22 protein-coding genes and 3 pseudogenes are annotated in these 22781 nt (G+C 70.4%); 13 read left to right on the plus strand and 12 right to left on the minus strand.

The genetic code is table 11. From position 1 onward, the window contains the following. Positions 1-81: 81 nt before the first annotated feature. The 3 genes and pseudogenes from ACWGJB_RS16885 to ACWGJB_RS16895 form a co-directional block, all read right to left on the minus strand. Positions 82-237: a hypothetical protein gene (locus ACWGJB_RS16885; protein WP_453380920.1), complete on the minus strand. Its 156-nt coding sequence runs from the start codon at positions 235-237 to the stop codon at positions 82-84. Between the two features lie 712 nt (positions 238-949). Then, complete coding sequence (locus ACWGJB_RS16890; protein WP_453380921.1) at positions 950-1795, minus strand: helix-turn-helix domain-containing protein; 846 nt, start codon at positions 1793-1795, stop codon at positions 950-952. 184 nt (positions 1796-1979) lie between these two features. Further along, positions 1980-2268 (minus strand): annotated as a pseudogene (locus tag ACWGJB_RS16895) (helix-turn-helix domain-containing protein); the annotation flags it as partial. Positions 2269-2771: 503 nt separating this feature from the next. Between ACWGJB_RS16895 and ACWGJB_RS16900 the strand changes: the two are divergent. Continuing rightward, positions 2772-4988, plus strand: coding sequence for a transglycosylase domain-containing protein (locus ACWGJB_RS16900; protein ID WP_453380922.1), 2217 nt, complete (start codon positions 2772-2774; stop codon positions 4986-4988). Between the two features lie 310 nt (positions 4989-5298). On the opposite strand, the gene ACWGJB_RS16905 is transcribed toward ACWGJB_RS16900, so the two are convergent. Next, entirely contained in the window at positions 5299-6051 is a 753-nt protein-coding gene (locus ACWGJB_RS16905) for a polysaccharide deacetylase family protein (protein WP_453380923.1), read from the minus strand. Continuing rightward, positions 6048-7382 carry an MGDG synthase family glycosyltransferase gene (locus ACWGJB_RS16910; protein ID WP_453380924.1) on the minus strand — a complete coding sequence of 445 codons (1335 nt, stop codon included), beginning with the start codon at positions 7380-7382 and terminating at the stop codon, positions 6048-6050. Before ACWGJB_RS16910 ends, ACWGJB_RS16905 begins: the two co-directional genes overlap by 4 nt. Positions 7383-7674: 292 nt before the next feature. On the opposite strand from ACWGJB_RS16910, the gene ACWGJB_RS16915 reads away from it, so the two are divergent. Beyond that, positions 7675-8385: a DedA family protein gene (locus ACWGJB_RS16915; RefSeq protein WP_453380925.1), complete on the plus strand. Its 711-nt coding sequence runs from the start codon at positions 7675-7677 to the stop codon at positions 8383-8385. Continuing rightward, a complete protein-coding gene (locus tag ACWGJB_RS16920; protein WP_453380926.1) occupies positions 8382-8963 on the plus strand; it encodes a phosphatase PAP2 family protein in 582 nt (193 codons plus the stop codon). The genes ACWGJB_RS16915 and ACWGJB_RS16920 overlap by 4 nt, the downstream gene beginning before the upstream one ends. 22 nt (positions 8964-8985) lie before the next feature. Here the strand turns inward: ACWGJB_RS16920 and ACWGJB_RS16925 are convergent, their stop codons facing one another. From ACWGJB_RS16925 to ACWGJB_RS16940, 4 genes are all read right to left on the minus strand, one after another. Continuing rightward, positions 8986-9420: a hypothetical protein gene (locus ACWGJB_RS16925; protein ID WP_453380927.1), complete on the minus strand. Its 435-nt coding sequence runs from the start codon at positions 9418-9420 to the stop codon at positions 8986-8988. A 61-nt stretch (positions 9421-9481) separates the two neighbouring features. Further along, on the minus strand, positions 9482-10510 hold the full coding sequence (locus ACWGJB_RS16930; RefSeq protein ID WP_453380928.1) for a M56 family metallopeptidase: 1029 nt from the start codon (positions 10508-10510) through the stop codon (positions 9482-9484). A gap of 4 nt (positions 10511-10514) precedes the next feature. Then, positions 10515-10943, minus strand: a complete 429-nt coding sequence (locus tag ACWGJB_RS16935; RefSeq protein WP_453380929.1) for a BlaI/MecI/CopY family transcriptional regulator — start codon at positions 10941-10943, stop codon at positions 10515-10517. 53 nt (positions 10944-10996) lie between these two features. Then, a complete protein-coding gene (locus tag ACWGJB_RS16940) occupies positions 10997-11782 on the minus strand; it encodes a COG4705 family protein (protein WP_453380930.1) in 786 nt (261 codons plus the stop codon). A gap of 540 nt (positions 11783-12322) precedes the next feature. On the opposite strand from ACWGJB_RS16940, the gene ACWGJB_RS16945 reads away from it, so the two are divergent. The 6 genes from ACWGJB_RS16945 (at position 12323) to ACWGJB_RS16970 (ending at position 17839) form a co-directional block, all read left to right on the plus strand. Beyond that, positions 12323-13012, plus strand: a complete 690-nt coding sequence (locus tag ACWGJB_RS16945; RefSeq protein ID WP_453380931.1) for a DedA family protein — start codon at positions 12323-12325, stop codon at positions 13010-13012. A gap of 32 nt (positions 13013-13044) precedes the next feature. Then, positions 13045-13698, plus strand: a complete 654-nt coding sequence (locus tag ACWGJB_RS16950; RefSeq protein ID WP_453380932.1) for a response regulator transcription factor — start codon at positions 13045-13047, stop codon at positions 13696-13698. After that, positions 13689-14957 (plus strand): sensor histidine kinase, encoded by a 1269-nt coding sequence (locus tag ACWGJB_RS16955; protein WP_453380933.1) that lies wholly within the window; start codon positions 13689-13691, stop codon positions 14955-14957. The genes ACWGJB_RS16950 and ACWGJB_RS16955 overlap by 10 nt, the downstream gene beginning before the upstream one ends. Positions 14958-14995: 38 nt before the next feature. Beyond that, positions 14996-16270 carry a COG4705 family protein gene (locus ACWGJB_RS16960; protein WP_453380934.1) on the plus strand — a complete coding sequence of 425 codons (1275 nt, stop codon included), beginning with the start codon at positions 14996-14998 and terminating at the stop codon, positions 16268-16270. A gap of 324 nt (positions 16271-16594) precedes the next feature. Further along, the gene (locus tag ACWGJB_RS16965) at positions 16595-17431 is read left to right on the plus strand and encodes a COG4705 family protein (RefSeq protein ID WP_453380935.1); all 837 of its coding nucleotides are present in this window, start codon (positions 16595-16597) and stop codon (positions 17429-17431) included. 54 nt (positions 17432-17485) lie between these two features. After that, on the plus strand, positions 17486-17839 hold the full coding sequence (locus tag ACWGJB_RS16970; RefSeq protein ID WP_453380936.1) for a hypothetical protein: 354 nt from the start codon (positions 17486-17488) through the stop codon (positions 17837-17839). Here the strand turns inward: ACWGJB_RS16970 and ACWGJB_RS16975 are convergent. From ACWGJB_RS16975 to ACWGJB_RS16985, 3 genes and pseudogenes are all read right to left on the minus strand, one after another. Beyond that, positions 17791-18030, minus strand: a complete 240-nt coding sequence (locus ACWGJB_RS16975) for a hypothetical protein (protein WP_453381012.1) — start codon at positions 18028-18030, stop codon at positions 17791-17793. The two genes, ACWGJB_RS16970 and ACWGJB_RS16975, sit on opposite strands and share 49 nt — an antisense overlap. Before the next feature lie 42 nt (positions 18031-18072). Further along, a pseudogene (locus ACWGJB_RS16980) lies at positions 18073-18348 on the minus strand (hypothetical protein); the annotation flags it as partial. Next, positions 18242-18577, minus strand: a pseudogene (locus ACWGJB_RS16985) (hypothetical protein); the annotation flags it as partial. The pseudogenes ACWGJB_RS16985 and ACWGJB_RS16980, both read right to left, overlap by 107 nt. Before the next feature lie 199 nt (positions 18578-18776). Here ACWGJB_RS16985 and ACWGJB_RS16990 point away from each other — a divergent pair. From ACWGJB_RS16990 to ACWGJB_RS17005, 4 genes are all read left to right on the plus strand, one after another. Continuing rightward, positions 18777-19721, plus strand: coding sequence for an ABC transporter ATP-binding protein (locus tag ACWGJB_RS16990; RefSeq protein WP_453380937.1), 945 nt, complete (start codon positions 18777-18779; stop codon positions 19719-19721). Continuing rightward, the gene (locus tag ACWGJB_RS16995; protein ID WP_453380938.1) at positions 19718-20557 is read left to right on the plus strand and encodes an ABC transporter permease; all 840 of its coding nucleotides are present in this window, start codon (positions 19718-19720) and stop codon (positions 20555-20557) included. Before ACWGJB_RS16990 ends, ACWGJB_RS16995 begins: the two co-directional genes overlap by 4 nt. A 64-nt stretch (positions 20558-20621) precedes the next feature. Next, positions 20622-21890: a histidine kinase gene (locus ACWGJB_RS17000; RefSeq protein WP_453381013.1), complete on the plus strand. Its 1269-nt coding sequence runs from the start codon at positions 20622-20624 to the stop codon at positions 21888-21890. Continuing rightward, the gene (locus ACWGJB_RS17005) at positions 21887-22555 is read left to right on the plus strand and encodes a response regulator (RefSeq protein ID WP_453380939.1); all 669 of its coding nucleotides are present in this window, start codon (positions 21887-21889) and stop codon (positions 22553-22555) included. The genes ACWGJB_RS17000 and ACWGJB_RS17005 overlap by 4 nt, the downstream gene beginning before the upstream one ends. Positions 22556-22781 lie beyond the last annotated feature (226 nt).

Genomic DNA, 22781 nt, shown 5'->3' on the forward strand with positions numbered 1-22781 from the left:
GGCACGCCGGGTGGAGGGCCGTCCCTGCCCGCCACCCGGCACCGGAACGCCTCCGCCCGGAGCGTGCCGGGGACAAGGGGCTCAGGACCAGGGGGTCTGGACGGCCGAAGCCTGCGCGAGGAGGCGGATGTCCTCGTCGGTGAGGGAGAGGGCCTGTACAGCGAGGAGGGCCGGGAGCTGTTCCAGGTTGCGGGCGCCGGCGATCGGGGCCACGACGGTGGGACGGTCAGGAGCCACGCGAGGGAGGCGCTGGCGACCTCGGCGCCGTGCGCCCGCGGCAACGCCCTGAGCGCCAGCGGGCATTCGATCCTGGCGACGCCGGCGAGATGAAGCAGAGGCTGCGCTGGATCCGTACGTCGCGGGTGGCAGCGACAGGTGGATTCTGGCGGCAATACGCGGTTGTCCGGCCGCGAGGCTATCGACGGCCATCTCGTCTACGCTCGCTGCGCCGCAGTGCGCGACGTTGCTTTCCTGGCAGGGTGGCGGCCAACTCGCCCACCAGCGAGACGTCGTGGCAATCGCCGTCCCGGCTGCCCCGGCACCACCACACTGGTGGGCCGGCCGCGTCCGTTTCGCCCGGGTACCAGTCGTCAGTGGTCCCTGCGGGACGAGGATGCATTCCGATCCTGTGTTCCGAGCAGATCGGCCAGACTCGCCAGAGCAACTACGGTCCTGACTGTGGTCGCAGATGCGGCGCAGTCGACCGTCATGGCATCGTCTCAGTCACCCCGCCTTTCACCGGTGACGGTGGGCGAAATCAACTCGGGTCTCCGGCCGGCGGGGGCGTGTGGGTCCCAAGCCGACTCTTTCGCTCCGGCCATCGCGCGCAGACCGTTCATGGTGCCGGTGATCTGGGAGATCTCCGCGGCTCCATCGTCGATGCCCGTGCTTTACGCGGGGATACCCCTCGTCCTGGTCACCCGTCCCCGGCCACCCGCGCAGTACGGAGCTAGTGCCGCTCGGCCAGGCTCTGGGTACCGAGTACCGAGATCAGTTCCAGTTTCTCGGCGTCCTCGGTGCCCGGCTCGGCCGAGTACACGAGGATGTGCAGGTCGTGCTGTTCGACCCGGAGCTGGTCGCAGTCCAGCGTGAGCAGGCCGACCTGCGGATGCTCGATGGTCTTGCGAGACGCCTCCAGCCGGCCGACGACCCCCGCGTCCCACAGCTCGGCGAACCGCTCACTCCCGGCACGCAACTCCGTGATCATGCGCTGTAGTTGGCGGTCGGCCGGATAGCGGGCGGCCGTCGAACGCAGTTCGGCGACCATGCCGGCCTCGAAGGCGAGCCGCTCCTCGGGTGCGTGCCGCACCCGGGTCGGCCGGCCGAGGAAGTTGCGCCAGACGCCGTTGCGTTCGAAGCCGCGCCGACCGGACGGGTCGCCCATCAGCGCCGCGTACATCGGATTGGCCACCAGCAGGGTCATCGCCGCGTCGGAGACCGCGACGGGAGTGCCGGACAGCCGGTCCAGCAGCCGCTGCACGCTGGGCGTGAGATACCCGGGAACCACGTCCGGACCCGGCGGCACCAGCCCCGACAGCCCGAACAAGTAGGTCCGCTCGTCCGCGGAGAGCCGCAGCGCCCGCGCCAGCGCCTCGACGACCTGTACGGACGGATTGACCGCCCGGCCCTGTTCGAGGCGGGTGACGTAGTCGACCGAGATCCCGGCCAGCAGCGCCAGCTCCTCGCGTCGCAGCCCGGCCGCGCGCCGCTGGCCACCGACCGGCAGCCCCGCCGCGTCCGGGGCCACTCGGTCGCGCCAGCGCCGCAGCGCCCGTCCGAGTTCCGTCGCCGTCATGCCCCCAGTCAACACCGCCGACCGCGGATGTGCCTGGTACCGGCAGTCCCAGTCTCCGACTGCCTCGCGTCGCTGTTTGTACGGGTCAGACGGGCCTTTCAGGGGCATGGGAAGGTGCGGGGTCGAATCCGGGTCGTATTCGCCTTACTCTCGCCTTGCTCGGTAGGTTGTTGCAGGTCAACAGCATGATCAATAACCGGTCTGTGGCCTCCGCCGGGCGGCCGGCAGGCTTGTCGAGAGTAGGGACCCACCCGTTGGGATGACCCGGCACCCGGTCGAGAGAGGAGACACCGAACAGCGGGTCGGGCTGCCTCAGCGTGATGTTCGTCCGGTAGTACACCGCGACCAGAAAGCACCCTCTCGGCCAGCGGCAGCGCCCACGGCCGGCCCCGCAAAGCGCCGTCTCCGCCCCGCTCTCACACCACCTTCAACAGACCCGAGAACTGCGTCCGCAGCCCCGTGAACGTCTCCACTCACACCCGCTCAGCCCTAACACCCCAGCTGTCCACTCGAGGGGCTGCGGGCAGGCACGGAGACCGGAGCCGCAGCTTTCGAAGGCGGCCCGCTGCCTTGCGCCTCTGGCCAGGGGGCGGCCGCATGCGTAGTGCGGGCGCGCCTTATTCTTACAACATGTAGTAGGTGTCAGGGGTGCAAGCGCGCCCCGGCAGGCCCCAAGAGGGCACCCCGTGGGTGGCATCCCGGCGCTGACGGGGGACGGGTCGCTGACTGAGGAGTGGCGAGAATGAGCGAACACCGGCGCCGATCGTCGGGGAGGACCACACCGTCCGGCTCTGACGGCATGCACAACGGTGGCCGGGCAGCGGCGCGCAGGGCTGCGCAGTCCCGGGACGGACGCGCCCGCCGATCTGCCGGCACGCGACATGCGGACGTCGCACGGCCCCGTGGGCGGAGCCTGATCGACTACCCGCGCGCCGGTCGACGCGGTTTCCGGCGGTGGCTGCCTTCGTGGAAGCTGGTGTCGGGCACCTTCCTGCTGTTCGTTGTCGGCCTGCTGGGCCTGTTCGGCTACGCCTACGCCACGACGACGATCCCCGGCGCGAACCCCAGTACGCAAGCGCAGAGCAACACCTACTACTGGTCGGACGGCTCGGTGATGACCACCCAGGGGGCGACCAACCGGCAGAACGTCGATCTCGCCCAGGTCCCGAAACTGGTCCAGTGGGACTTCCTCGCCGCGGAGAACGCCACCTTCTACTCCGATCCGGGCGTCGACACGCAGGGCATGCTCCGCGCCGTCTACCACATGGTCACGGGCGGTGAGGTGCAGTCGGGGTCCACGATCACCCAGCAGTTCGTGAAGAACACCTACCTCAGCCAGGACCAGTCGGTCACCCGCAAGCTCAGGGAGATCATGATCTCCCTGAAGATCGGCGGCCAGATGCCCAAGGAGCAGATACTGCAGGGCTACCTCAACACCTGCTACTACGGCCGGGACGCCTACGGGATCGAAGCCGCGGCCCGTACCTACTACCACGTGCACGCCCTCCAGCTGAACGTCAGCCAGGGGGCCTTCATCGCCGCCACGGTCAACGAGCCGAGCCTGCTGATGCACGCCGACACCGACCCGCAGGCCAAGGCCCAGGCCAAGGCACGCTGGAAGTACGTGCTGGACCGCATGGCCAAGATCCACAAGATCACCGCCGCCCAGGAACAGCGGTACCTCGCGGCGGGCTTCCCCACGCCCGAGCCGTACACGCCGTCGGCGGGCATGGCCGGGCAGACCGGATACCTGGTGCAGGCCGCGGAGAAGTACGTCGAGGCCCACACGTCCCGCACGGACCAGCAGCTGGGCCACGGCGGGTACCAGATCTACACCACCTTCGACAAGAAGAAGGTCAGTGCCCTGTCGGCGTCCGTCACGGCGATGGAGCGGAAGCATCTCGACCCGCAGCACCGCACGGCCGACAAGGACGTCCAGGTCGGCGCGGCGTCGATCAGTCCGTCGACCGGGGCGATCGTCGCGCTGTACGGAGGGCCCGGCTGGAACAAGGGGCACTGGACGGACAACGCGGACGCGACCGGCGTGCCGGTCGGCTCCACCTTCAAACCCGTCGACCTGGCCGCCGCTCTCGACCACGGTGCCGTACTCTCTCCCGGGCAGCCGGCCTCACCGATCACTCCAGACTCGAAGTTCGACGGCGACGACCGCATCACGATCAAGAACCAGCAGGGCCGGGAGCTGCCGGATGCGAACGACCCCACGGGGCTCCTGCACCAGCGCAACGACGTGTCCACGAAGTGGGGTTACATCACTTTGCGCAAGGCGATGGAGCAGTCGGTCAACACCCCCTACGTCCAGCTCGGCGAGTACGTCGGCTACGGCAACGTGGAGGGCGAGGCCCTGAAGGCGGGGCTGCTGCGCACGAGCCTGCAGTACGACACCCCGGGCTTCTACATCGGTACCTCCACACCGTCGGCGATCCGGATGGCGGACGTGTACGCCACCTTCGACGACGGCGGGGTCCAGCACGAGCCGTACTCGGTGACCAAGGTCGTCGCCGACGGCCGGCAGCTGACCGGCTTCGACAAGCCCAAGGGCACCACGGCCATGCCCGCGACGACCGCCGACACCGTCACCGACGTCCTGCGAGGCGTCGTCAAGAACGGCACCGGTACCAACGCCCTGGCCCTGGGCCGCCCGGCGGCCGGCAAGACGGGCACGACCGACGACTACAAGTCCGCCTGGTTCATCGGCTACACCCCCCAACTGACGACGGCGGTGAGCATGTTCAAGGAGGACCCGAAGAACGCCGGCCTCCGGTCCATGCAAGGTGTCGGCGGCTACGCCAAGGTCTTCGGCGCCGACATGCCCACCGAGGTGTGGACCGGCTACATGACTGCCGCCCTCCGGGGACAGCCCGTCCAGCAGTTCCCGCCCGCACCCCAACTGGGCCAGAGCACGAACGAATACGGCGCGCCTTCGCCCACCCCCTCCGCCACCCTGGCCCAGAGCACACCCCCGGCCTCCCCGACCGTGCCGGCCACCCCGACCCCCACCACCGCACCGTGCCGCGGGCACGGGAGGCACTGTGTCAGCCCGAGTCCGACCGACACCGCCGCAACCACTGCAGGTACGGGCGGCGGTCTCCTCGGCGGTACAACCGGCGGCAACACCTCACCCACACCGACGACCAGCACACCGACGCCGACAGGAGTCCGCAGGGGGCCTTGAGCCGCCTCATGGCGGTCCGGCGGTGCCTCACCGCCAGTAATGTCGTGGGGACGCCGATCCGATCGCCGCGGATCCACAGTCGCTGAAGGGCCTGGGCGGGTACTGCCACCGGGATTTGACTCGTGGAGTCGCCGACCGCCTGGAAGCACTCGTCTGCGGCTCCGACTGTGGCTCAACCCCTCACTCGGATCATGGCGGAACACAGCCGACGGCGTGATGACTTGGAGGAAGAACGCCGGGGACTCCGCAGTCGCCGTGGCGAACACCGACAGCGCAGCCGGCGCTGGGCAGCGTGTTCCGGCGCGAGTGTTCACCGGCGGGGCAGCCCGGGGACGCCGTGTTCGCACAGGGGGCCGACCTGCCAGCCGCGTTTCTGGCAGGCGTCGAGGATGCGGGGCAGCGCGGCGAGGGTGGTGCGCCAGGAGCCGGTGGCGGAGGTGCAGTCGGAGTCGTGCAGCAGGATGGTGCCGCCACCGCGCAGGTCTGTCAGGACGGTGTGCTCGACGGACTGTGGGGTGGCCCGCTTGCGCCAGTCTTCGCCCCAGCAGGTCCACAGCACCGGGGTCAGGCCGAGGCGGCGGCAGGCCAGATGGGCGGCGGTGCTCATCACCCCGTACGGCGGCCGGAAGAGCATGGGTGGCCTGCCGGTGACGTCGGCCACGGCGTCGCGGGCGCGGGCGAGGTCGTCGTAGGTGGCGTGGGGACCGCGGAGCAGCAGGGGGCGGTGGTGCCAGCCGTGAACGGCGATCTCGTGCCCGGCCGCGGCCATCTCTTTGGCCAGTCCCGGTGAGCGGGCCAGCATCGAGCCGAGCAGGAAGAAAGTGGCCCGCAGCCCGCGTGCGTCGAGGAAGTCGAGGAAGCGCGGGGTGGACAGGTGGTCGGGGCCGTCGTCGAAGGTGAGCGCGACGTGATCCGGCCGGCCTCGGCCGGCCAGGCGCGGCATGGCCGCGTTGCGCAGCGGCCCGAACGCGGAGATCACGGGTGCCGCGTGCAATGCCGCGAGCGCCGGCACCGCTGCGGCAGAGGCGAGCGCCGTGGCGCGGGCGAGACGGGCCGGGGTCATCGTCCGTCTCCGTCCAGGTAATGGGCGACGGCGTTGAAGCGGGCGGGCGTTTCGTTGTAGGCGTGGGCCAGCGGGGCGGCGACGCCCAGACAGGCCGTGGCCGCCACGGTGACGGCCGTCAGGGCGATCCGTCGTCGGCCGGGGAAGCGCCTCACCACGGGCTGTGCGTCCGGCGCGGGGTGCGGCCCGGTTCTGGCGGCGATGGCGGTCACCGGTCCGGGAGCCAGGCGGTGCAGGTCGAGTCCCACCGCGCGCTGGGCCCGACCGCGCGGTCCGTGGAGGAGCTCGGTCAGTACCGGGCCGAGGTCCGCCGGGTCGCGGATCCAGGCCGCCAGGCCCGCCTCGTCCAGGGCGTCCGCGTTGGTCTGGCCGTGACCGGGGATGCAGCGGTAGCTGGCCACCGGCAGTCCGGCGGCGAACGCCTCCAGTGAGGTCAGTCCGCCCGCGTTCTGCACCAGGACGTCGCAGGCGTGCATCAGCCCGGGCATGTCGTCCACCCAGCCGAAGGCATGCTCTACGCCGTCCCGGCGCAACTCCTCCGCGAGGGCCTGGTTGCGCCCGCACACCACCACGGGCACCGCGACCCCGGTGTCCCGTATCTCGGCGGCGGCCCGTCGCACCGGCCCGACCCCCCACGACCCGGCAACCAGCAGGGCCAGGGGCGCGTCCGCGGGCAGGGCGAACCGCTCGCGGGCGGCACTCCGTTGCCCGGCGGTGGCGGGGGTGAAGCGTGCGTCGGTGACCGGACCGACGACGGTGGCGGCGGCCGCGCCCTGTACGTGGGCCTGGGCCGCCGGTACCGGGTGCACGGCCAGGTGGGCGTCGATGCCGGGGGCCACCCACAGGGCGTGGACGGAGAAGTCGGTGAGGTAGGTGAAGGCCGGCACCGTCAGCTTGCCGCGCCGGCGCAGCGCGCCTAGGACCTGGCTGGCGCCGGGGTAGGTGGAGACGACCGCGCGGGTGTCCGGAGCGAGCGCCCGCAGTGTGCGCTGCTCGGCTGCGCGGAACAGCGCCCGCCACACTGCGCCGGGGCGTGCGGGCCGGTCGGTGGCCGCGTACAGGCGTTGGTAGCCGTCCGGTATCCAGGTCAGCATGCGGTGGTAGGTACCGCACAGCAGTCGGCCCGTACCGGTGGGCAGCAGGTCGAGGAAGTCGTGCCGGTCCACCAGGTACCCGTGCTCGGTGAGCCTCTGGGCCAGCCCCGCGGCCGCGCCGTCGTGTCCCGCGCCGACACCGGCCGAGATGATCGCGATCCGCCCAGCACCGCCCTGCGGCTGTGCGGCGGTCAGCGAGGGCGCCGACTCCGGCACCAGGTCGTCGCGGTGGACCACGGTGGATCGCCTCCTGATGGGCTACGGGGCACGCCGGGCATGCCCCGGCCCAGACGGCGCTGCGGGCAGGCCGAGGCCGCGCCTGCGCGCGGGCCAGGGCCATGACTCGACCGCTGTGGTGCCGAGAAGGGAAGCTACTACATGGTGTAGAACTTAGGAAACGACCGTCGCGGGGTGGGGGTCCGGCGGCCGCTCGGGCTCCGGCATCCCGGTTGATGCCGGTCTAGTTACTACGAGATGTAGAGGCGGCGGTGGTTCACCGAGGGGAGGGGCGCCGATGGCGTCAGGTCTCATGACCATTGCGGCAGCGCTGGATCCACAGGCGATGCTGACGAGGTTCGGGGCATGGGCCGTACTGGTCGTGGTCTTCGCCGAGGCCGCTCTGCCCGTGGTGGGCGTTTTCCTGCCCGGTGACACCCTGCTGTTGCCGGCCGGGCTGGCGTGCTCGCTCACTGCGCTGGGTGCGGCCCGGCTGTCACTGCCCTTGGTGCTGACATGCGCAGGTGTGGGTGCGCTCACCGGCGCGCAGACCGGTTTCTGGCTGGGGCGGCGCGGCGGCCGGGCGATGCGGCTGCGTCGGCCGGGGGGCCGGAGTGAGGCCCGAACCAGGCGGGCCGAGGCGCTGTTCGCGCGCTACGGGCCCAGGCGGGCGGTATTGCTGGGGCGGTTCGTCCCGGTGGTGCGCACCCTGGTCCATCCGGCGGCCGGCCTGCTGGGCATGCCGACTGCGTCCTTCACTCTGTGGCAGTCCCTGGCCGGCATCGTCTGGTCGCAGTCGCTGGTGCTTGCCGGCTACGCGCTCGGCGAGAGTGGGCGGCACGGGACGGCATACCTGATGCCTGCCATCGGGGCTGTGGTTGCCGCCGGGTTGCTGCCTCCTGTCGTCGAGTGGCTGCGGACCCGCCGGGCGCCCTCCGTCCCGGCCGAGGCGGACCGCGACGCACTCGCGGCGAACATCCGGGCCTCGACCGTGCCCGGCCCCGGGCGGGCGCGACGTCGGTGACCAGACGGCTTCCAGAGCGGTGGACCAACCTCGGTCTCGGGGTCTTCGCCATCCTCATGATCGCGGGCTGGTGGACCGCACGGCGCCGTGGCCCGCAGGCGATGACCGTCGCGCTAGCCGCGCCGGTCGCCGTCCTGACCGCCTTCGCCGCCGCCGAGGTCGTCAAGAAGCTCGTTGCGGAGGTGCGGCCCTGCCGGTCGATGCCCCACGCCTACCTGGTCGACGCCTGCCCGGCACCTTCGGACTACGCCTTCCCCAGCGGGCACGCCGCCGTGGCCGCCGCGACCGTGGCAGCGCTCTTCCTGCTCGATCGTCGGCTGAGTGCCGTCGCCGCAGTGTTCGCCGTACTGGAGGGCTTCAGCCGGGTGTACGTAGGCGCCCACTACCCCCACGACGTCCTCGGCTCCGCTGCCGTCGCACTTCCGGTCGCCCTTCTCGTCAGCTCGGCACTGCGCCGCTGGCCCACCCCGTTGGTCGGCTCCCTGAGCCATGGGTCGCTGCGCCCGTTGCTGACGACCGAGCTCATCGCCACCACAACGTCGGCCCGGCAAGCCGCTTCGACCGGGGATCCACTATGATCGCCCGTCCGACAGCGCAGCCTCACAACATCTTGCGGTGTACCAGAACGGCCAGGCCCAGGAGTCCCGGCACCAGGGCCAGCAGGCAGGTCGCCAGCAGCCAGACGGCCGTGTGCCAGGGGGACCTGGGGGCAAGGTGCGCGTACACCGGGCCGTCCAGACGAACCCGGAGCCAGCCTCGGGCGTAACGCTGCGGCTTGCCGCAGTCAGCAGTGATTACGGCGACCAGCATTCCCCTGGGTGGTGCGCACGAGGGCGGCGGTCGCGGGTTCTCGTTGTGGCCGCCGGTGTCGGTGGACGCGGACTCGGCGTAGCAGGCGATCGGGATCGCGCGCGCCACCGAGTCGTTGCGCACCGGCGCGGGCCAGGCGTCGGCGTCGCACTCGCGCTCGCCCGTGAACCGGACCGCTCGCTCGGCGGCCGGCTCACGGGCGAGCCACGCACGGGGCACGTTCACCGTGCTCCTGCCAGTCCGCCCGGGCGACCGCGCGACGGGGTGAGGACCGGCGCCGGGCAGGTCAGAAGTGCCGCTCTGCGTGCTCCGGATGATCGGGGTCTGCACAACAGCCGTCCGGTCCGTGGCCAGGGGCATCGTCGTGGTCGGTCGGCGCGGCTGCGGGGGTGGTGTCGGCATGCGCCCTGCATAGCGCCGACTGCGCACTGTCCAGCATGCGGTCGCTGTCCGAGGCTGCGTTGGCCAGGCTTGCGCAGCAGACGGCCAGCAGCAGACCACCCGCCAGCAAGGGCAGGCTGCGGCGGGCGGGCGGCGGGGCCAGCAGGGCCCGTACCCGCTGGGGCACCACCCCGCCGGTCGCGGCCAGCGCGGCGGGGCGGGACGCACCGGTGGATGCCAGGGCGGCGCGGCCCACGGCGTGGGCGACGACCGTACGGTCACCGACCTGCTCGGCGGCCTCCTCGTCGGCCCAGCGCTCTAGGACAAAGTTGCCCGCGACGGCCACCGGCCGCAGCAACGGGTTCAGGGCGGCCGTGAGCCGCCACACGCTCTGGAAGACGTGGTGACGCCCGCGCAGATGCGCCCGCTCGTGGGCGAGTAGTGCCTCGCGTTCGGCATCACCGAGACGGCGCAGCATCCCCCGGGAGACGACGATCCGGCCCGGTGTCCCAGGCAGTGCGAAGGCCAGCGGGACGTCGTCATCGAGTACGGCCAGCTCCGTGTGCCCGGGCAGCTCGGCGCACTCCCGCCGGGCCCGGAGCAGATGGCGGCCCTGCCGGACGGCGGCCACGCCGAGGGAGCCGACACACACCGCGAGCACCAGGGTGCTGACGGCCGCGACCACGGCATAGACGGGGTCCTGGGAGCGCAGTGTGGACACGGACCAGCGGCCCTCCTCGGCGACCTGCGGGATCTGCGCCACTCCGGTGAAAGCCAGCAGGGCGAGGGATCCCGCCCATCCGGCCGCCGTGACCAGCGCGGCGCAGGCCAGCGCCAGGGCCGCTGGGCGCGGGGGCAGCCGGTGCGCCACGGGCGGTGCGAGCACGGCGAGTGCCGCCGTGACGAGGAACGGGATGTAGACGCTGATGAGCACCGGCTCACCGCTTCCCGGGCGAGCGCCGGCTCTCGGGGAGTGTGTCGTCGTGTCCAGACAGCAGCTGCTGCAGCAGGTGCTCGTCCTGTTCGGACAGTTCCGAGACGAAGCGGGCCAGCACCGCCTGACGGTCGGAGCCACCCGTCAGCAGCGAGTGCATGCGCTGGGCGGTGTGCGACGCCTCGTCGCGGGCCGGCTCGTAGGCATAGCCGCGGCCCTCGCGGTGCCGCACCAGCATGCCCTTGTCATGCAGCCGGGACAGGATGGTGAGTACGGTCGTGTAGGCGAGGTCCCCCGGCAGCTGCTCCCGGACTTCCCGCGCGGTCCGCGGACCGTCTGCCGCCCAGAGTGCGGCGAGTACATCGCTCTCCAGTTGGCCGCGCGCCCGCCTGCCGGATGCCTCGTGGGCTTCCTCGTCTCCCTGGCCCGTCACCTCACCGTCCGCCTTCCCTCGCCGTCGTTGCGTACAGGCTACCCGCCCATGTCCTACTTGTTGTAGGACGTGTCCTTGCGTGATACCGCGAGGTAGCCGACGAAGCAGGCGATGGCGACCGTCCAGGCGAGGGTGACCGGACCGAGTCCGAACCCGAGGCCGCCACGAGTGTGGCCGAGTGCCATCCAGTCGGCGAGGGACGCGCCCAGGGGGCGGGTGATGACGTACGCCGTCCAGAAGGCGGGCACGGCGGCCAGGGTGCCGAAGCGGTGGGCGAGTGCGGGCACGCAGATTGCCACGGCGAAGAGGACGGCCGAGCCGAGGTAGCCGAATCCAGCGGTCGCGGTGAGGTCGCCGGCGGCCGTGCCGAGGGCGAAGGTGGCCAGGACGGCAGCCCAGTAGAAGAGCTCCCGGCTGCGCGTGGTGATGCTGTGGATCGACAGGGTGCGCTCGACGGCGTACCAGAGGGCGAAAACCGCGGCCAGCGTGACGAGGAAGAGCGGAGTGGACACGATGTACGGCACGCCGAGACCGACGTGCAGCACGTCGGCGGCCATCGTGCCGAAGACGCTGACCATGACGACGGCCGTCCAGTAGACCCAGGCGACGTAACGGCGCACGGCGAACTGCACGGCCAGGGAGAGCGCCAGGGCGAGACCTACGAGACCGACCGCCGGCACCGGGCCGAGGACCTTGGCCAGCAGGTCTGACGCGGTCTCGCCCATCCCGGTGGTGAGAACCTTGATGATCCAGAAATAGGCGGTGACTTCCGGCACCTTGTTCGCCATGGTGCGCAAGGGGGCGAGGGGGCGGTCGTCGAGGAGACGGTCTGTGGTCATGGTCCGCACGATGACATGGCCATCTCCCGCAGCCCCCGGCCCCTTTACCGTCGCTTGGGGACTTCCGGTGCATGATTTTCATTACCGCGCGTCCAACCTGACAACAACCTGAATGCCTCGCCAAAGCACCTGGTCACGGTGGTTACGGGGATGATATTGCCGGCGCGCGGGCCGTCGTGATCGTCGTCGGGGCGCCGGCGGCCGCGATGAGAAAGGTCCGTGACTGCACCGCGCGGAAGCCGCCGGGCGGCGTCGGCCATGACGCCACCTCTCTCCTCTCGCCCGCCTGCCAGGCGAAATGTGATATTCCAGATGATGTGCGAACATCTACTACATCACGTAGAGGTGGGGCGTATGGTGGGCGTATCGCGGGAACCGGGCAGCCTTCCGGCCTGTGCCGACGTTCTGCCGTCGGCCGCGCCAGGGTGACGTGCGGGAGCGGATGCTCCCGGCGGGCGTCCAGGGTTCCAGAAGATGTCTACAAGGCTGTAGTCGGATAGTTGTCTGTCTGAACTCATCCATCCGAAAGGACCCTGCTCCATGACGGCACCGATTCCGGCGGCGTCCCAGTTGGCAGTGAACGTGCTCGACGCCCACTCCCTGCTAGCGGCCTTCGGTGTGCTGGGCGTCGCGGTGGTGATGTTCGCCGAGACAGGACTGCTGGTCGGATTCTTCCTGCCGGGCGACTCCCTGCTGTTCACCGCCGGCCTGCTGTGCACGGGGTCGGCGCAGGGAAGCCTGCATCTGTCTCTCGGCCCCTTGCTCGTGGCGGCGGCAGCAGGCGCGCTGGCCGGGGCTCAGTGCGGATATCTGCTCGGGCGGAAGGCCGGCGGAGCACTGCTGGCTCGCAGCCACTCCCCGCGGCTGCACGAAGGAGCAAAGCGCGCCGAGGAGCTCCTGGAGCGCTATGGGTATCCCAAGGCCGTCGTGCTGGCCCGTTTCGTGCCCGTGGTGCGCACGGTCCTCAATCCGGTGGCGGGCGCGCTGGAGGTGCCGGTACGGACGTTCACCCTGTGGCAGGTCGTCGGCGGGCTTGGGTGGAGCGTCGGCCTTACCCTCGCCGGGTACGCGCTCGGCTCGTCGATCCCGAACGTCGACCGCTACCTGCTCCCGTTGGTGGCACTGATCGTCGTCGTGTCTCTGGTCCCCCTCGTCGCCGAGGTGTACCGCGGGCGCCGGGCGGCACGGGCGGATCTCGCGCACCACCAGGGCGCTGGCCAGGGAAAATAGAGAACGGTTACTGGAGTGCCTAGGGTCATCCTGTGACTTTTATTGTGGTGTGTGAGGATGATGCGGCGGTCCGTGACGTCCTCAAGCGCGCACTTGAGCACGACGGCCATACGGTCGCAGTCGCTTCCACTGCGGACAGCCTGTTGCGGCAACTCGAGCCGGTCCCTCAACTGGTCGTCCTGGATCTAGGACTCCCGGACGCTGACGGCCGCGATGTCTGCTTGGCGCTGCGGGCCCGTGGCATTGACGCCCCAGTGCTGATGCTCACCGCTCTGGACGGCATGCATCACAAGGTGGGCGGCTTCGAGGCGGGAGCCGACGACTACATGACGAAACCGTTCGACATCCCGGAGCTGCTGGTGAGGGTCCGCGCCCTGCTGCGCAGAACAACCGCGACGACCCCACCGAGGGGCGTCGTTCTCGATCCGGCGAAACATGTTGTGGTCCACGGTTCGACGAGCGAGAGCCTGACGCCGACCGAATTTCGGCTGTTGGGCAGGCTCATCGCCTCACAGGGTGACGCGGTACGCCGCCATGCCCTGGTTGCTGCGGGCTGGCCGCATGGCGCGCAGGTCAGCGACAACACCCTTGACTCCTACGTTCGCCGGCTACGGACCAAGCTCGGTGCGCTGGGCGTGGCCGATCGCCTGGCGACGGTCCGCGGGGTGGGCTATCGATGGGAGTGACAGGTTTCCGAGGGAGGGTCGTCGCGCTCGCGGTTCTGATCGCCACAGCGGTGGTCGCAGTGCTGGTGGTGGTCTCGCACGTGTTGCTGAGCCAGGTGACCGACGCCGACGCGAACGCTCTGGCGCATACACGTGCGGAGGCGGTGGCGGCGAACGTAGCCGTACGCGGTGGCCACGTCGTGCTGATCGAGGGCGGCAACGAAGCACTGGACACGGTCTCGTGGGTGTACGCCGACGGGCACCTCATCGACGGAATCGTGCCGGGCAGCGTCCTTGACCGCGTCGATGCGCTCGTCGGCTCCGGGCGGTCCCAGACCACCACGGTCGGCGGTCACCTTCTGTATGCCCAGCCGATCCGGCTGGAAGGCCACCGCGTCATGGTGGTCGTGAGGGTGGATCTGACGCCGTACGAGACGTCGGAGCAGCACAGCCTGACGATGTCGCTCATTCTGGGCGGCATCTCGATCCTGCTCGCAGGCGTCGTTGCGCACCTCGTGGTGGGTCGTGCGTTGCGGGTGGTCCACGAAATGGCGGCTCTCGCCGACGAATGGGGCGATCACGAACCCGGGCGCCGATTCGACCTCGGCGTTCCTCACGATGAATTCGGGGAGCTCGGGCGAACTCTCGATCGCCTGCTCGACCGCGTGGACAACGCGCTCGCGGACGAGCGCCGGCTCACCGATGAGATCGCACATGAGTTGCGGACGCCCCTGACGGCCCTGCGAGGCGAGGCACAGTTGGCGCAACTTTCCGGTCAGCATGTGGCACCGGCGGCCGTTCTGACCGAGGTCGACCGCCTGAACACGGCGATCACCACGATTCTTGGTGCCGCCCGGACACGGATCGACGGCGGTACCCGCTGCGATCTCAGGGCGGCGGCGCGACAGGCGATCGCCGGTCGCTCCATCGAACTCGCCATCCCGGCCAACGTCGACGTCGCCGTGGCGACCGAACTCGTCGTGGCTGTGTTGTCGCCCCTGCTGGAGAACGGCCTGCGGCATGCGAGTTCGCGGGTCTGGGTCACGGCGCGCATCCAGTCCCAGGGGGTCGTGATCGATGTCCTCGACGACGGCCCGGGGTTCGATCCGGCGGAGGTCGACAGGGTCTTCGAAGCGGGCGTGACCAGCGGCGACGGGCACGGGTTGGGGCTGGCGGTGGTAAAGCGTCTCGCCGCGTCCGCGGGAGTGGCAGTCCGTGCGATCGCGGCTGGTCACGGTCGCGTCGAGGTGACCTTCCCCACGGCAGAGGCGAACGCGTAGTCAGGTTGTGTGCAGGTTGGCCGAGCCAACCTCGGCGCATGACAACGACGAGCGAAGCCCGCACGCGGCGCAGTGGGCAGCTGATGCTGAACAAGGTTCCCGAGGTCACCATCTGGTTCTGGGTGATCAAGATCCTGTGCACTACCGTCGGTGAGAGCTTCGCCGACTGGATCAACATGAAGCTGGGCGTCGGCCTGGTGAACACAGCTTGGATCTTCACCGCCGTGTTCGTCGTGGCCCTGGGCGTCCAGCTGCGGCTGAAGCGGTACGTCCCGTTCCCGTACTGGCTGACCGTGGTCGTTGTCAGCGTCACGGGCACGCTCTACACAGACATCCTCACCGACCAGCTCAACGTGCCGCTGTGGATCAGCACCACGGTGTTCTCGGTCCTGCTCGCCGTGGTCTTCGGCGCGTGGTGGCTGCGCGAGCGCACCCTCTCGATCCACTCGGTCACGACGCTGTCGCGTGAGTCGTTCTACTGGCTCACCGTTCTCGTCACCTTCGCGCTCGGCACCGCGACCGGCGACTGGACCCTCGAGCTCACCGGCTGGAGCCCGGGAGTCTCGGTCCTGCTGCCGCTCGGCCTCATCGCTTCGATCACGCTGCTGCGGAAGTTCGGCGCGAACCCGGTGCTGTCCTTCTGGCTCGCCTACATCCTGACCCGCCCGCTGGGCGCCAACATCGGTGACTGGCTCGCCTCCCCGAAGGTCGCTCAGCCGGGCGAGCCGAGCGGCCTCGCCCTGGGCACCTTCACCACCAGCCTGATCTTCCTCGGCCTCATCCTGGCGACCGTCATCTACCTGACGGTGACGCGTTCCGACGTGACCGAGACCTACGACGCCACGCACACCCCGCAGATCACCCCGAACCCGCGCAGGGAGCGCACCGCGCTGGTGGGCTTCGGCCTCCTCGCCGTGGCCACCGGGGTCCTGCTGGTCTGGGCGCACAGCCAGCCGCACGTCGGCCCGGCGCCGGAAGAAGACGCCACCTCCACCGTTCACCTCGCGCCTGGCCAGGCCGTGAAGAAGTTCCCGTCCACGAAGGTCGACGCGCTGCGGACACTCGCATCGACCTCGCTCAGGGACGTGCAGTCGGGGAACGCTACCGGGGCCCACACAGCTGCCCAGTCGCTGCGAGACCTCTGGGATGCCGACCAGGCTTCGTTGCAGCCGCTGGACAACACCGGATGGACGTTCCTCGACGCCCAGATGGACCAGGTCCTGAAGACCTTCGGTATCGACCACTCGAACCCGCCGATGTCGCCGGCCCACCAGGTGACCGAACTCCGCACCCTCCTCACGGATATGCGCTGACGGACCTGATCGGCGGCGACTCCGCTGGAGTCGCCGCCGATCACGCGTCACCGCGAGGCCGGCGGGCCACTGCCCAGCCTGATGCGGGCGAGCTGCTCATCGGAGATGGTGCCCTCGCCCCGGTTGGAGATGTACATCGCGCGGGAGTCACGGCTGATGTAGGACGGGGACCTGGTGCCCGGCGGCAAGGGCGGAGCGCCGCCATGACAAGGCCGTGGCAGGGAGGCGACACGGCACCATGCTGCTCGGGCGAGGGCGGCGGGGCGGCGAATGCGGCACGGCAGTCAGGATGTGTTCAGGTAGTCCGTGGCACGGTCGGGCCTCATGGCACACGAGACATCAGAAACCACGGCGGCCTCGTCGGTCGATGCCGCGGCGTCCTCGGGCCGCCGATTCTGCTGGAACAAGGTGCCCGAGGTCACCGTCTACTTCTGGATCATCAAGGTGCTGTGCACGACGGTAGGGAAGACCGCCGCCGACCTGCTCGACGAGAAGGCCGGGCTCGGCCTGACCGGAGTGACGGTGTTGATGAGCGCCCTGCTGGCGGTCGTCCTGGTCGTGCAGTTCCGCACCGCTGCCTACCGTGCCGGCGTGTACTGGTCGGCTGTCGCGCTGATCAGCGTCGTCGGCACCCTGATCAGCGACAATCTCACCGACAACATGGGGGTGCCGCTGGAGACCAGCGCCACCGTCTTCGCGATCGTCCTCGCCGTGGTCTTCGTGGTCTGGTACCGGCGCGAGCGGACGCTGTCCATCCACAGCATCGACACCCCGGGCCGCGAGTCCTTCTACTGGCTCGCCGTCCTGCTGACGTTCGCGCTCGGTACCGCCACCGGCGACCTGGTCTCCGAGCGGATGGACTTCGGCTACTGGCTGTCCGCGGTCCTGTTCGCCCTGGTCATCGCCGCGCTCGCCCTCGCACACTTCGCGCTTGACCTGGACGCGGTGTGGAGCTTCTGGATCGCCTACGTCCTCACCCGCCCGCTCGGCGCGTCCGTCGGCGACTACCTCTCGCAGCCGACCGGTGACGGCGGAGTGGGCCTGGGCACCGTCGTCACGAGCGTGCTGTTCCTCGGTGTCGTCCTCGGCCTGGTGGTGTACCTGGCGGTGACCCGGAAGGACGTCGCGCAGCCGCACCAAGCCGCGCGCCACGCCGCCTGAACAGGGAAGGAGTAGGCGTTCAGAACCACGATCGCGCTGTTCCTGATCTTCGTGGTGACGCTCGTCGTCCAGCTCAGGTCCCGCTGCTACAACCCGTTCTTCTCCTGGACGGTCATCCTGTCGACCAGCATGGCCGGCACCACGATGTCCGACTTCATGAACCGCGACGCCAGCGCCGAGTACCTGCGCGGCGGCGCCACCTCGCTCGGCTGGGGACCGCAGGGCCTCGGCCTCGGCTACCCGGCCGGCGCGGCGATCCTCATCTCGATCCTGCTGGTCGTGTTCGCGGTCTGGCGGCTGAGCGGGATGACCTTCCAGATCCGCGACATCGGCACCTTCCGCCTCCGTGTCTCCTTCGCTCAGGTCGCGGCCTGGGCGCCCCGGTCACGCTGGGAGACGGCCAGGTAACCGACGAATCCGACGATCGCGACCGTCCACGCCAGAGTGACCGGCGCTGGGCCGAAGCCGAGGCCGCCGCGGGCGTGGCCGAGAGCCATCCAGTCGGCGAGGGAGGCACCGAGGGGGCGGGTGACGACGTACGCGGTCCAGAAGGCCGCTACCGCATTGAGGGCGCCGAAGCGGTGAGCCAGGGCGGGCACGCAGATGGCCGCCGCGAACAGGACGACCGAGCCCAGGTAGCCGAGGCCGGCGGTGGCGGTGAGGTCGCCCGCGGCGGTGCCCAGGGCGAAGGCGGCGAGTACGGCCGCCCAGTAGAACGCTTCGCGGCGGCGGGTGATGGTGTGGACGGAAGGTCCGCTCGCTGGCGTACCAGAGCATGAAAACCGCGGCCAGGACGATGAGGAAGGCCGGCGTCGACGCCGTGTACGGCACGCCGAGGCCGACGTGGAGGACGTCTGCCGCCATGGTGCCGAACACGCTGACCATGACGACGGCGGTCCAGTAGGCCCAGGCGACATACCGGCGCAGGACGAACTGGACGGTCAGGGAGGTCGCCAGGGCGAGGCCGCCGAGTGCGACTGCCGGTACTGGGCCGAATGTTCCGGCCAGGAGGTTCGACGCCGTCTCGCCCCTACCGGTGGTCAGGACCTTGATGATCCAGAAGTAGAAGGTCACCTCTGGCACCTTGTTCGCCAACTGGCGTGCGGAGATGAGGGGCCGGTCGTCGAGGACGTGCCCAGCGGACATCTCCGCACGATGGCACGCCGAACCTGAACGTGACCTGAACGGTGAGACCAAGGGCGCAGTGGCGCGTAGTACCACCGTACGACCCGGCGGGCGTGGATCAGTCCGCGGTACCACCGAATCAGGGTGTTTCGCCTCCTAGCGTTGTCGCTGAGGCGTCAGGGAGACAGACGGGCGCCGGTTCCGACAGGAAGAGACGCGCATGATCGACGCTCAGCAGCTGACCAAGCGGTACGGGGAGAAAACGGCCGTCGACGGCCTGGACTTCGCCGTGAAGCCGGGCACGGTCACGGGCTTCCTGGGGCCCAACGGCGCGGGGAAGTCGACGACCATGCGCATGATCGTCGGACTCGACGCCCCGACCAGCGGCTCCGTCACGGTGAACGGACGCCGCTACGCCAGCCACCAGGCGCCGTTGCAGGAGGTGGGGGCGCTTCTGGAGGCGAAGTCGATCCATCCGGGCCGCTCGGCCTACAACCATCTGCTGGCGCTCGCGCTGACGCACGGGATTCCCCGGCACCGGGTCGACGAGGTCATCGAAATGGCGGGCCTCGGCAGCGTGGCGAAGAAGCGGGCCGGTGCCTTCTCCCTGGGCATGGGCCAGCGGCTCGGTATCGCCGCGGCGCTGCTGGGCGACCCGCAGACGGTGATGCTGGACGAGCCGGTCAACGGGCTCGACCCGGAGGGCGTGCTCTGGATCCGCAACCTTCTGAAGGCACTCGCCGACGAGGGGCGGACCGTCTTCGTGTCCTCCCACCTGATGAGCGAGATGGCTCTGGTCGCGGATCACCTGATCATCGTGGGGCGCGGGCGGCTGCTGGCCGACACCACCGTGAGGGACCTTGTCCGGGAGGCGGGCGGGGACACGGTGCAGGTGGCTACCCAGGAGCCGGCCCGGCTGCGGGAGGCGCTGGCCGGACCGGGGGTCGACATCACCGGCCGGGCCGGCTCCGAGGAGCTCCAGGTGGCCGGGCTGAGTGCCCGGGAGATCGGCCTGAAGGCGGCCGAGCAGGGGATCGCGCTGTTCGAGCTGACGGCGCGGACGGTGTCGCTGGAGGAGGCGTTCATGAACCTGACCAGGGATGCCGTGGAGTACCACGGCTCCACGACCGTCGAGACCCTGGAGACCGTCGGGAGGTCCGCATGAGCACCCTCACCACGACTGTGGAGGCGCCCCCGGCGGCTTCGGCCCGCCCCGCCTACCGGGTGACCGGACGGCGTGTGCTGGCCTCGGAGTGGGCCAAGCTGTGGTCGCTGCGTTCGACCTGGATCACGCTGGGCCTCGGCCTGGTCTTCCTCGTCGCCTTCGGCCTGATCGCCGCCGCTCACTACAAGTCCAGCATCGGCTCCCCGCACCAGGACCGGGACTTCGCCACCGCCACGGCCGTGAGCCTGTCCCTCTTCGGCACCAACTTCGCGCAGCTCGCGCTGGGCGTGCTCGGCGTGCTGGTCACGGCCGGGGAGTACTCCACCGGCATGATCCGCTCGACGCTCGCGGCCGTGCCGCGCCGGCTCCCCGTCCTGTGGTCCAAGGCGGCCGTGTTCGGGCTGGTCGCCCTGGTGGTCGCCACCCTGGGCGCGTTCGTCGCCTTCGGGTTCGGCAGCGGCATCGTCTCCGGCACCCCCGCCGCCATGGGATTCGGCCACGCTGGAGTGCTGCGCAGCCTGCTGGGCGCCGGACTCTACCTCGGCCTGGTCGGCGTCATCGGCACCGCCCTGGGTGCCCTGCTGCGCTCGGTGGCCGGCGGCATCTCGGTACTGGTCGCCTCCCTGATGCTGATCCCGGGACTGGTCTCGCTGCTGCCCAGCTCCTGGCAGGACAACATCAGCCCCTACCTCCCGAGCAACGCGGGCGAGTCGATGTTCGCCCTGACCCATGACAGCACCACCCTGTCGCCGGGCGCCGGGCTGCTGGTCTTCCTCTGCTGGACGGCGCTCGCGCTGGCTGGGGCGGCGTACCGGCTGGTGCGCAGCGACGTCTGACCGCCCGCACGATGGGCAGGTGACGACCTTGACCACCACCACGTCCACCGACGACGTCAACGGGATGGGACCGCTGGTCGCCCGGTTCGCCCGGGCCGGCCAGCGGCTCCGGCAGGCGGACCGCGCCCACCCGTGGGTGCTGGACACCACGGTGGTGGTGCTGGTCTTCGCCATGTTCTGTCTGCCGGACCTGCTGCACCACGGCGGCGCGGGGGAGGAGGGGGACGGGGACGGCCGGCACCGGTTCCAGTTCGCCTTCACCCAACTCCCCCTGGCAGCCGTACTGGCCCTGCAGGCCGGGTTGGTGCTGCCGCTGCTGTGGCGGCGGCGCCGGCCCCTGGCGGCGTTCGTCGCCATCGCCGTCGTCTTCGTCCTGCAGTGGTCGCTGGGTGCCGCGCTGCGCGCGGACGTGGCCCTGTTCGTGGCCCTGTACAGCCTGGCCCTGCACGGGCGGCTGCGGCGGCTGCCGTGGGCCTGCGCGGTCATGGCCTCCGGGATGGTGCTGGTCGCGGTGCGCGTGTCGCCGGCCATGTCCGTGTGGGATGCCCTGTTCTTCCTGCTGAGCACGGCGACCGCGGCCCTGGCCGTCGGTCTGATGGTACGGTCCCGGCGGGCGCAGCTCGCGGGACTGCGGGAGCGGGCGGCGCGGCTGGAGACGGAACGCGACCAGCGCATCAGACTCGCGACCGCCACGGAACGCGCCCGGGTGGCCCGCGAGATGCACGACATCGTCGGCCACAACCTGGCCGTCATCATCACCCTCGCCGACGCCGGCGCGTACGCCACCGACACCGCTCCCGAACGCGGCAAGGAGGCTCTGCACCTCATCGGCGAAACCGGCCGCACGGCCCTCGGCGAGCTGCGCCGGGTGCTCGGCGTCCTGCGTGAGGCGTCGGACGGATCCCGCCAGGCGCCCGAACTCAGTCCCCAGCCCGGCCTCGTCGACATCGAGACGCTGTGCGACGGCGTGCGCGCTGCGGGCCTGGAGATCGTCTACCGGACCGTCGGCGAGGTGGACGCCCTGGACCGGGGAGTGCAGCTGACGGTCTACCGCATCGTCCAGGAAGCCCTGACCAACACGCTGAAGCACGCCGGCGCCGGCACCCAGGTGAAGCTGTCGGTCGTCGTCGGGGACGAACGACTCGTCGTCCGGATCCGCGACAACGGGCCGGCCGGACACCCTGGACCACGGAACGAGGAGGGCCACGGACTGGTGGGCATGCGCGAACGAGCGGCGCTGTACGGAGGGACCGTTGACGCCGGTCCCGCGGCCAACGGGGGATGGGCCGTGGAGGCCGCCCTCGACCTGACACCTCGGGGAGGCGCCCGGTGACCACGGTCCTCGTCGTCGACGACCAGCAGCTGCAACGCTACGGCTTCCGGGTGCTGCTCGACTCCATGCCCGAGACGGAGGTGGTCGGCGAGGCCGCGAACGGCTCCGAGGCCGTCCGCAGGACCGCCGAACTCCGTCCCGACGTGGTGCTGATGGACGTACGGATGCCCGGCATGGACGGCATCGAGGCGACCCGCCGGATCGCCGAGGCCGGGGGGCGTTCCCGGGTCCTGGTGCTGACCACCTTCGACGTCGACGAGTACGTGCATGCCGCCCTGCGGGCCGGAGCCAGCGGCTTCCTCCTCAAGGACGCGCGCCCCGACGAACTCCTCGCCGGGATCCGCGCGGTCGCCGGGGGCGACGCGGTGATCGCGCCGGCCCTCACCCGCCGCATCCTCGACGAGTACGCCCGGCACGTGCCCACCAGAAGGGGGGACCCGGGGGAGGACCCCCGCCTGGCCGCCCTCACCGAACGCGAGCGCGAGATCCTCGTCGCCATCGGCAAGGGCTGGACCAACGGCGAGATCGCCGCTCGCTTCGTCGTGGCCGAGTCCACCGTGAAGACGCACGTCGGCCGCGTCCTGGCCAAGATCGGCGCCCGTGACCGAGTCCAGGCCGTGATCTTCGCTTACGACCAGGGTCTCGCCCGCCCCGGCATCAGCTGACCGGAAGCCACTGGTGAGGCTTCCACCTCCGGCGCGCCCAGCAGCGGGATCGCCGTCAGGGCGGGCCCTCGTGCCTGGACGTCTCGCACCGTCCGGACGTCTTGCGTTGGCCGCCGCTTGCCGTGCCCGGCGCTTCACGAAGAAGTGTGGAGGCGGCTTCTCACCCGCCTCTAACCCTACAGGCCGTAGTGTGGGATGTCCGCCTACGAGCTATAGAGGATTCGAT

The organism is Streptomyces sp. NPDC054813, assembly GCF_053611365.1.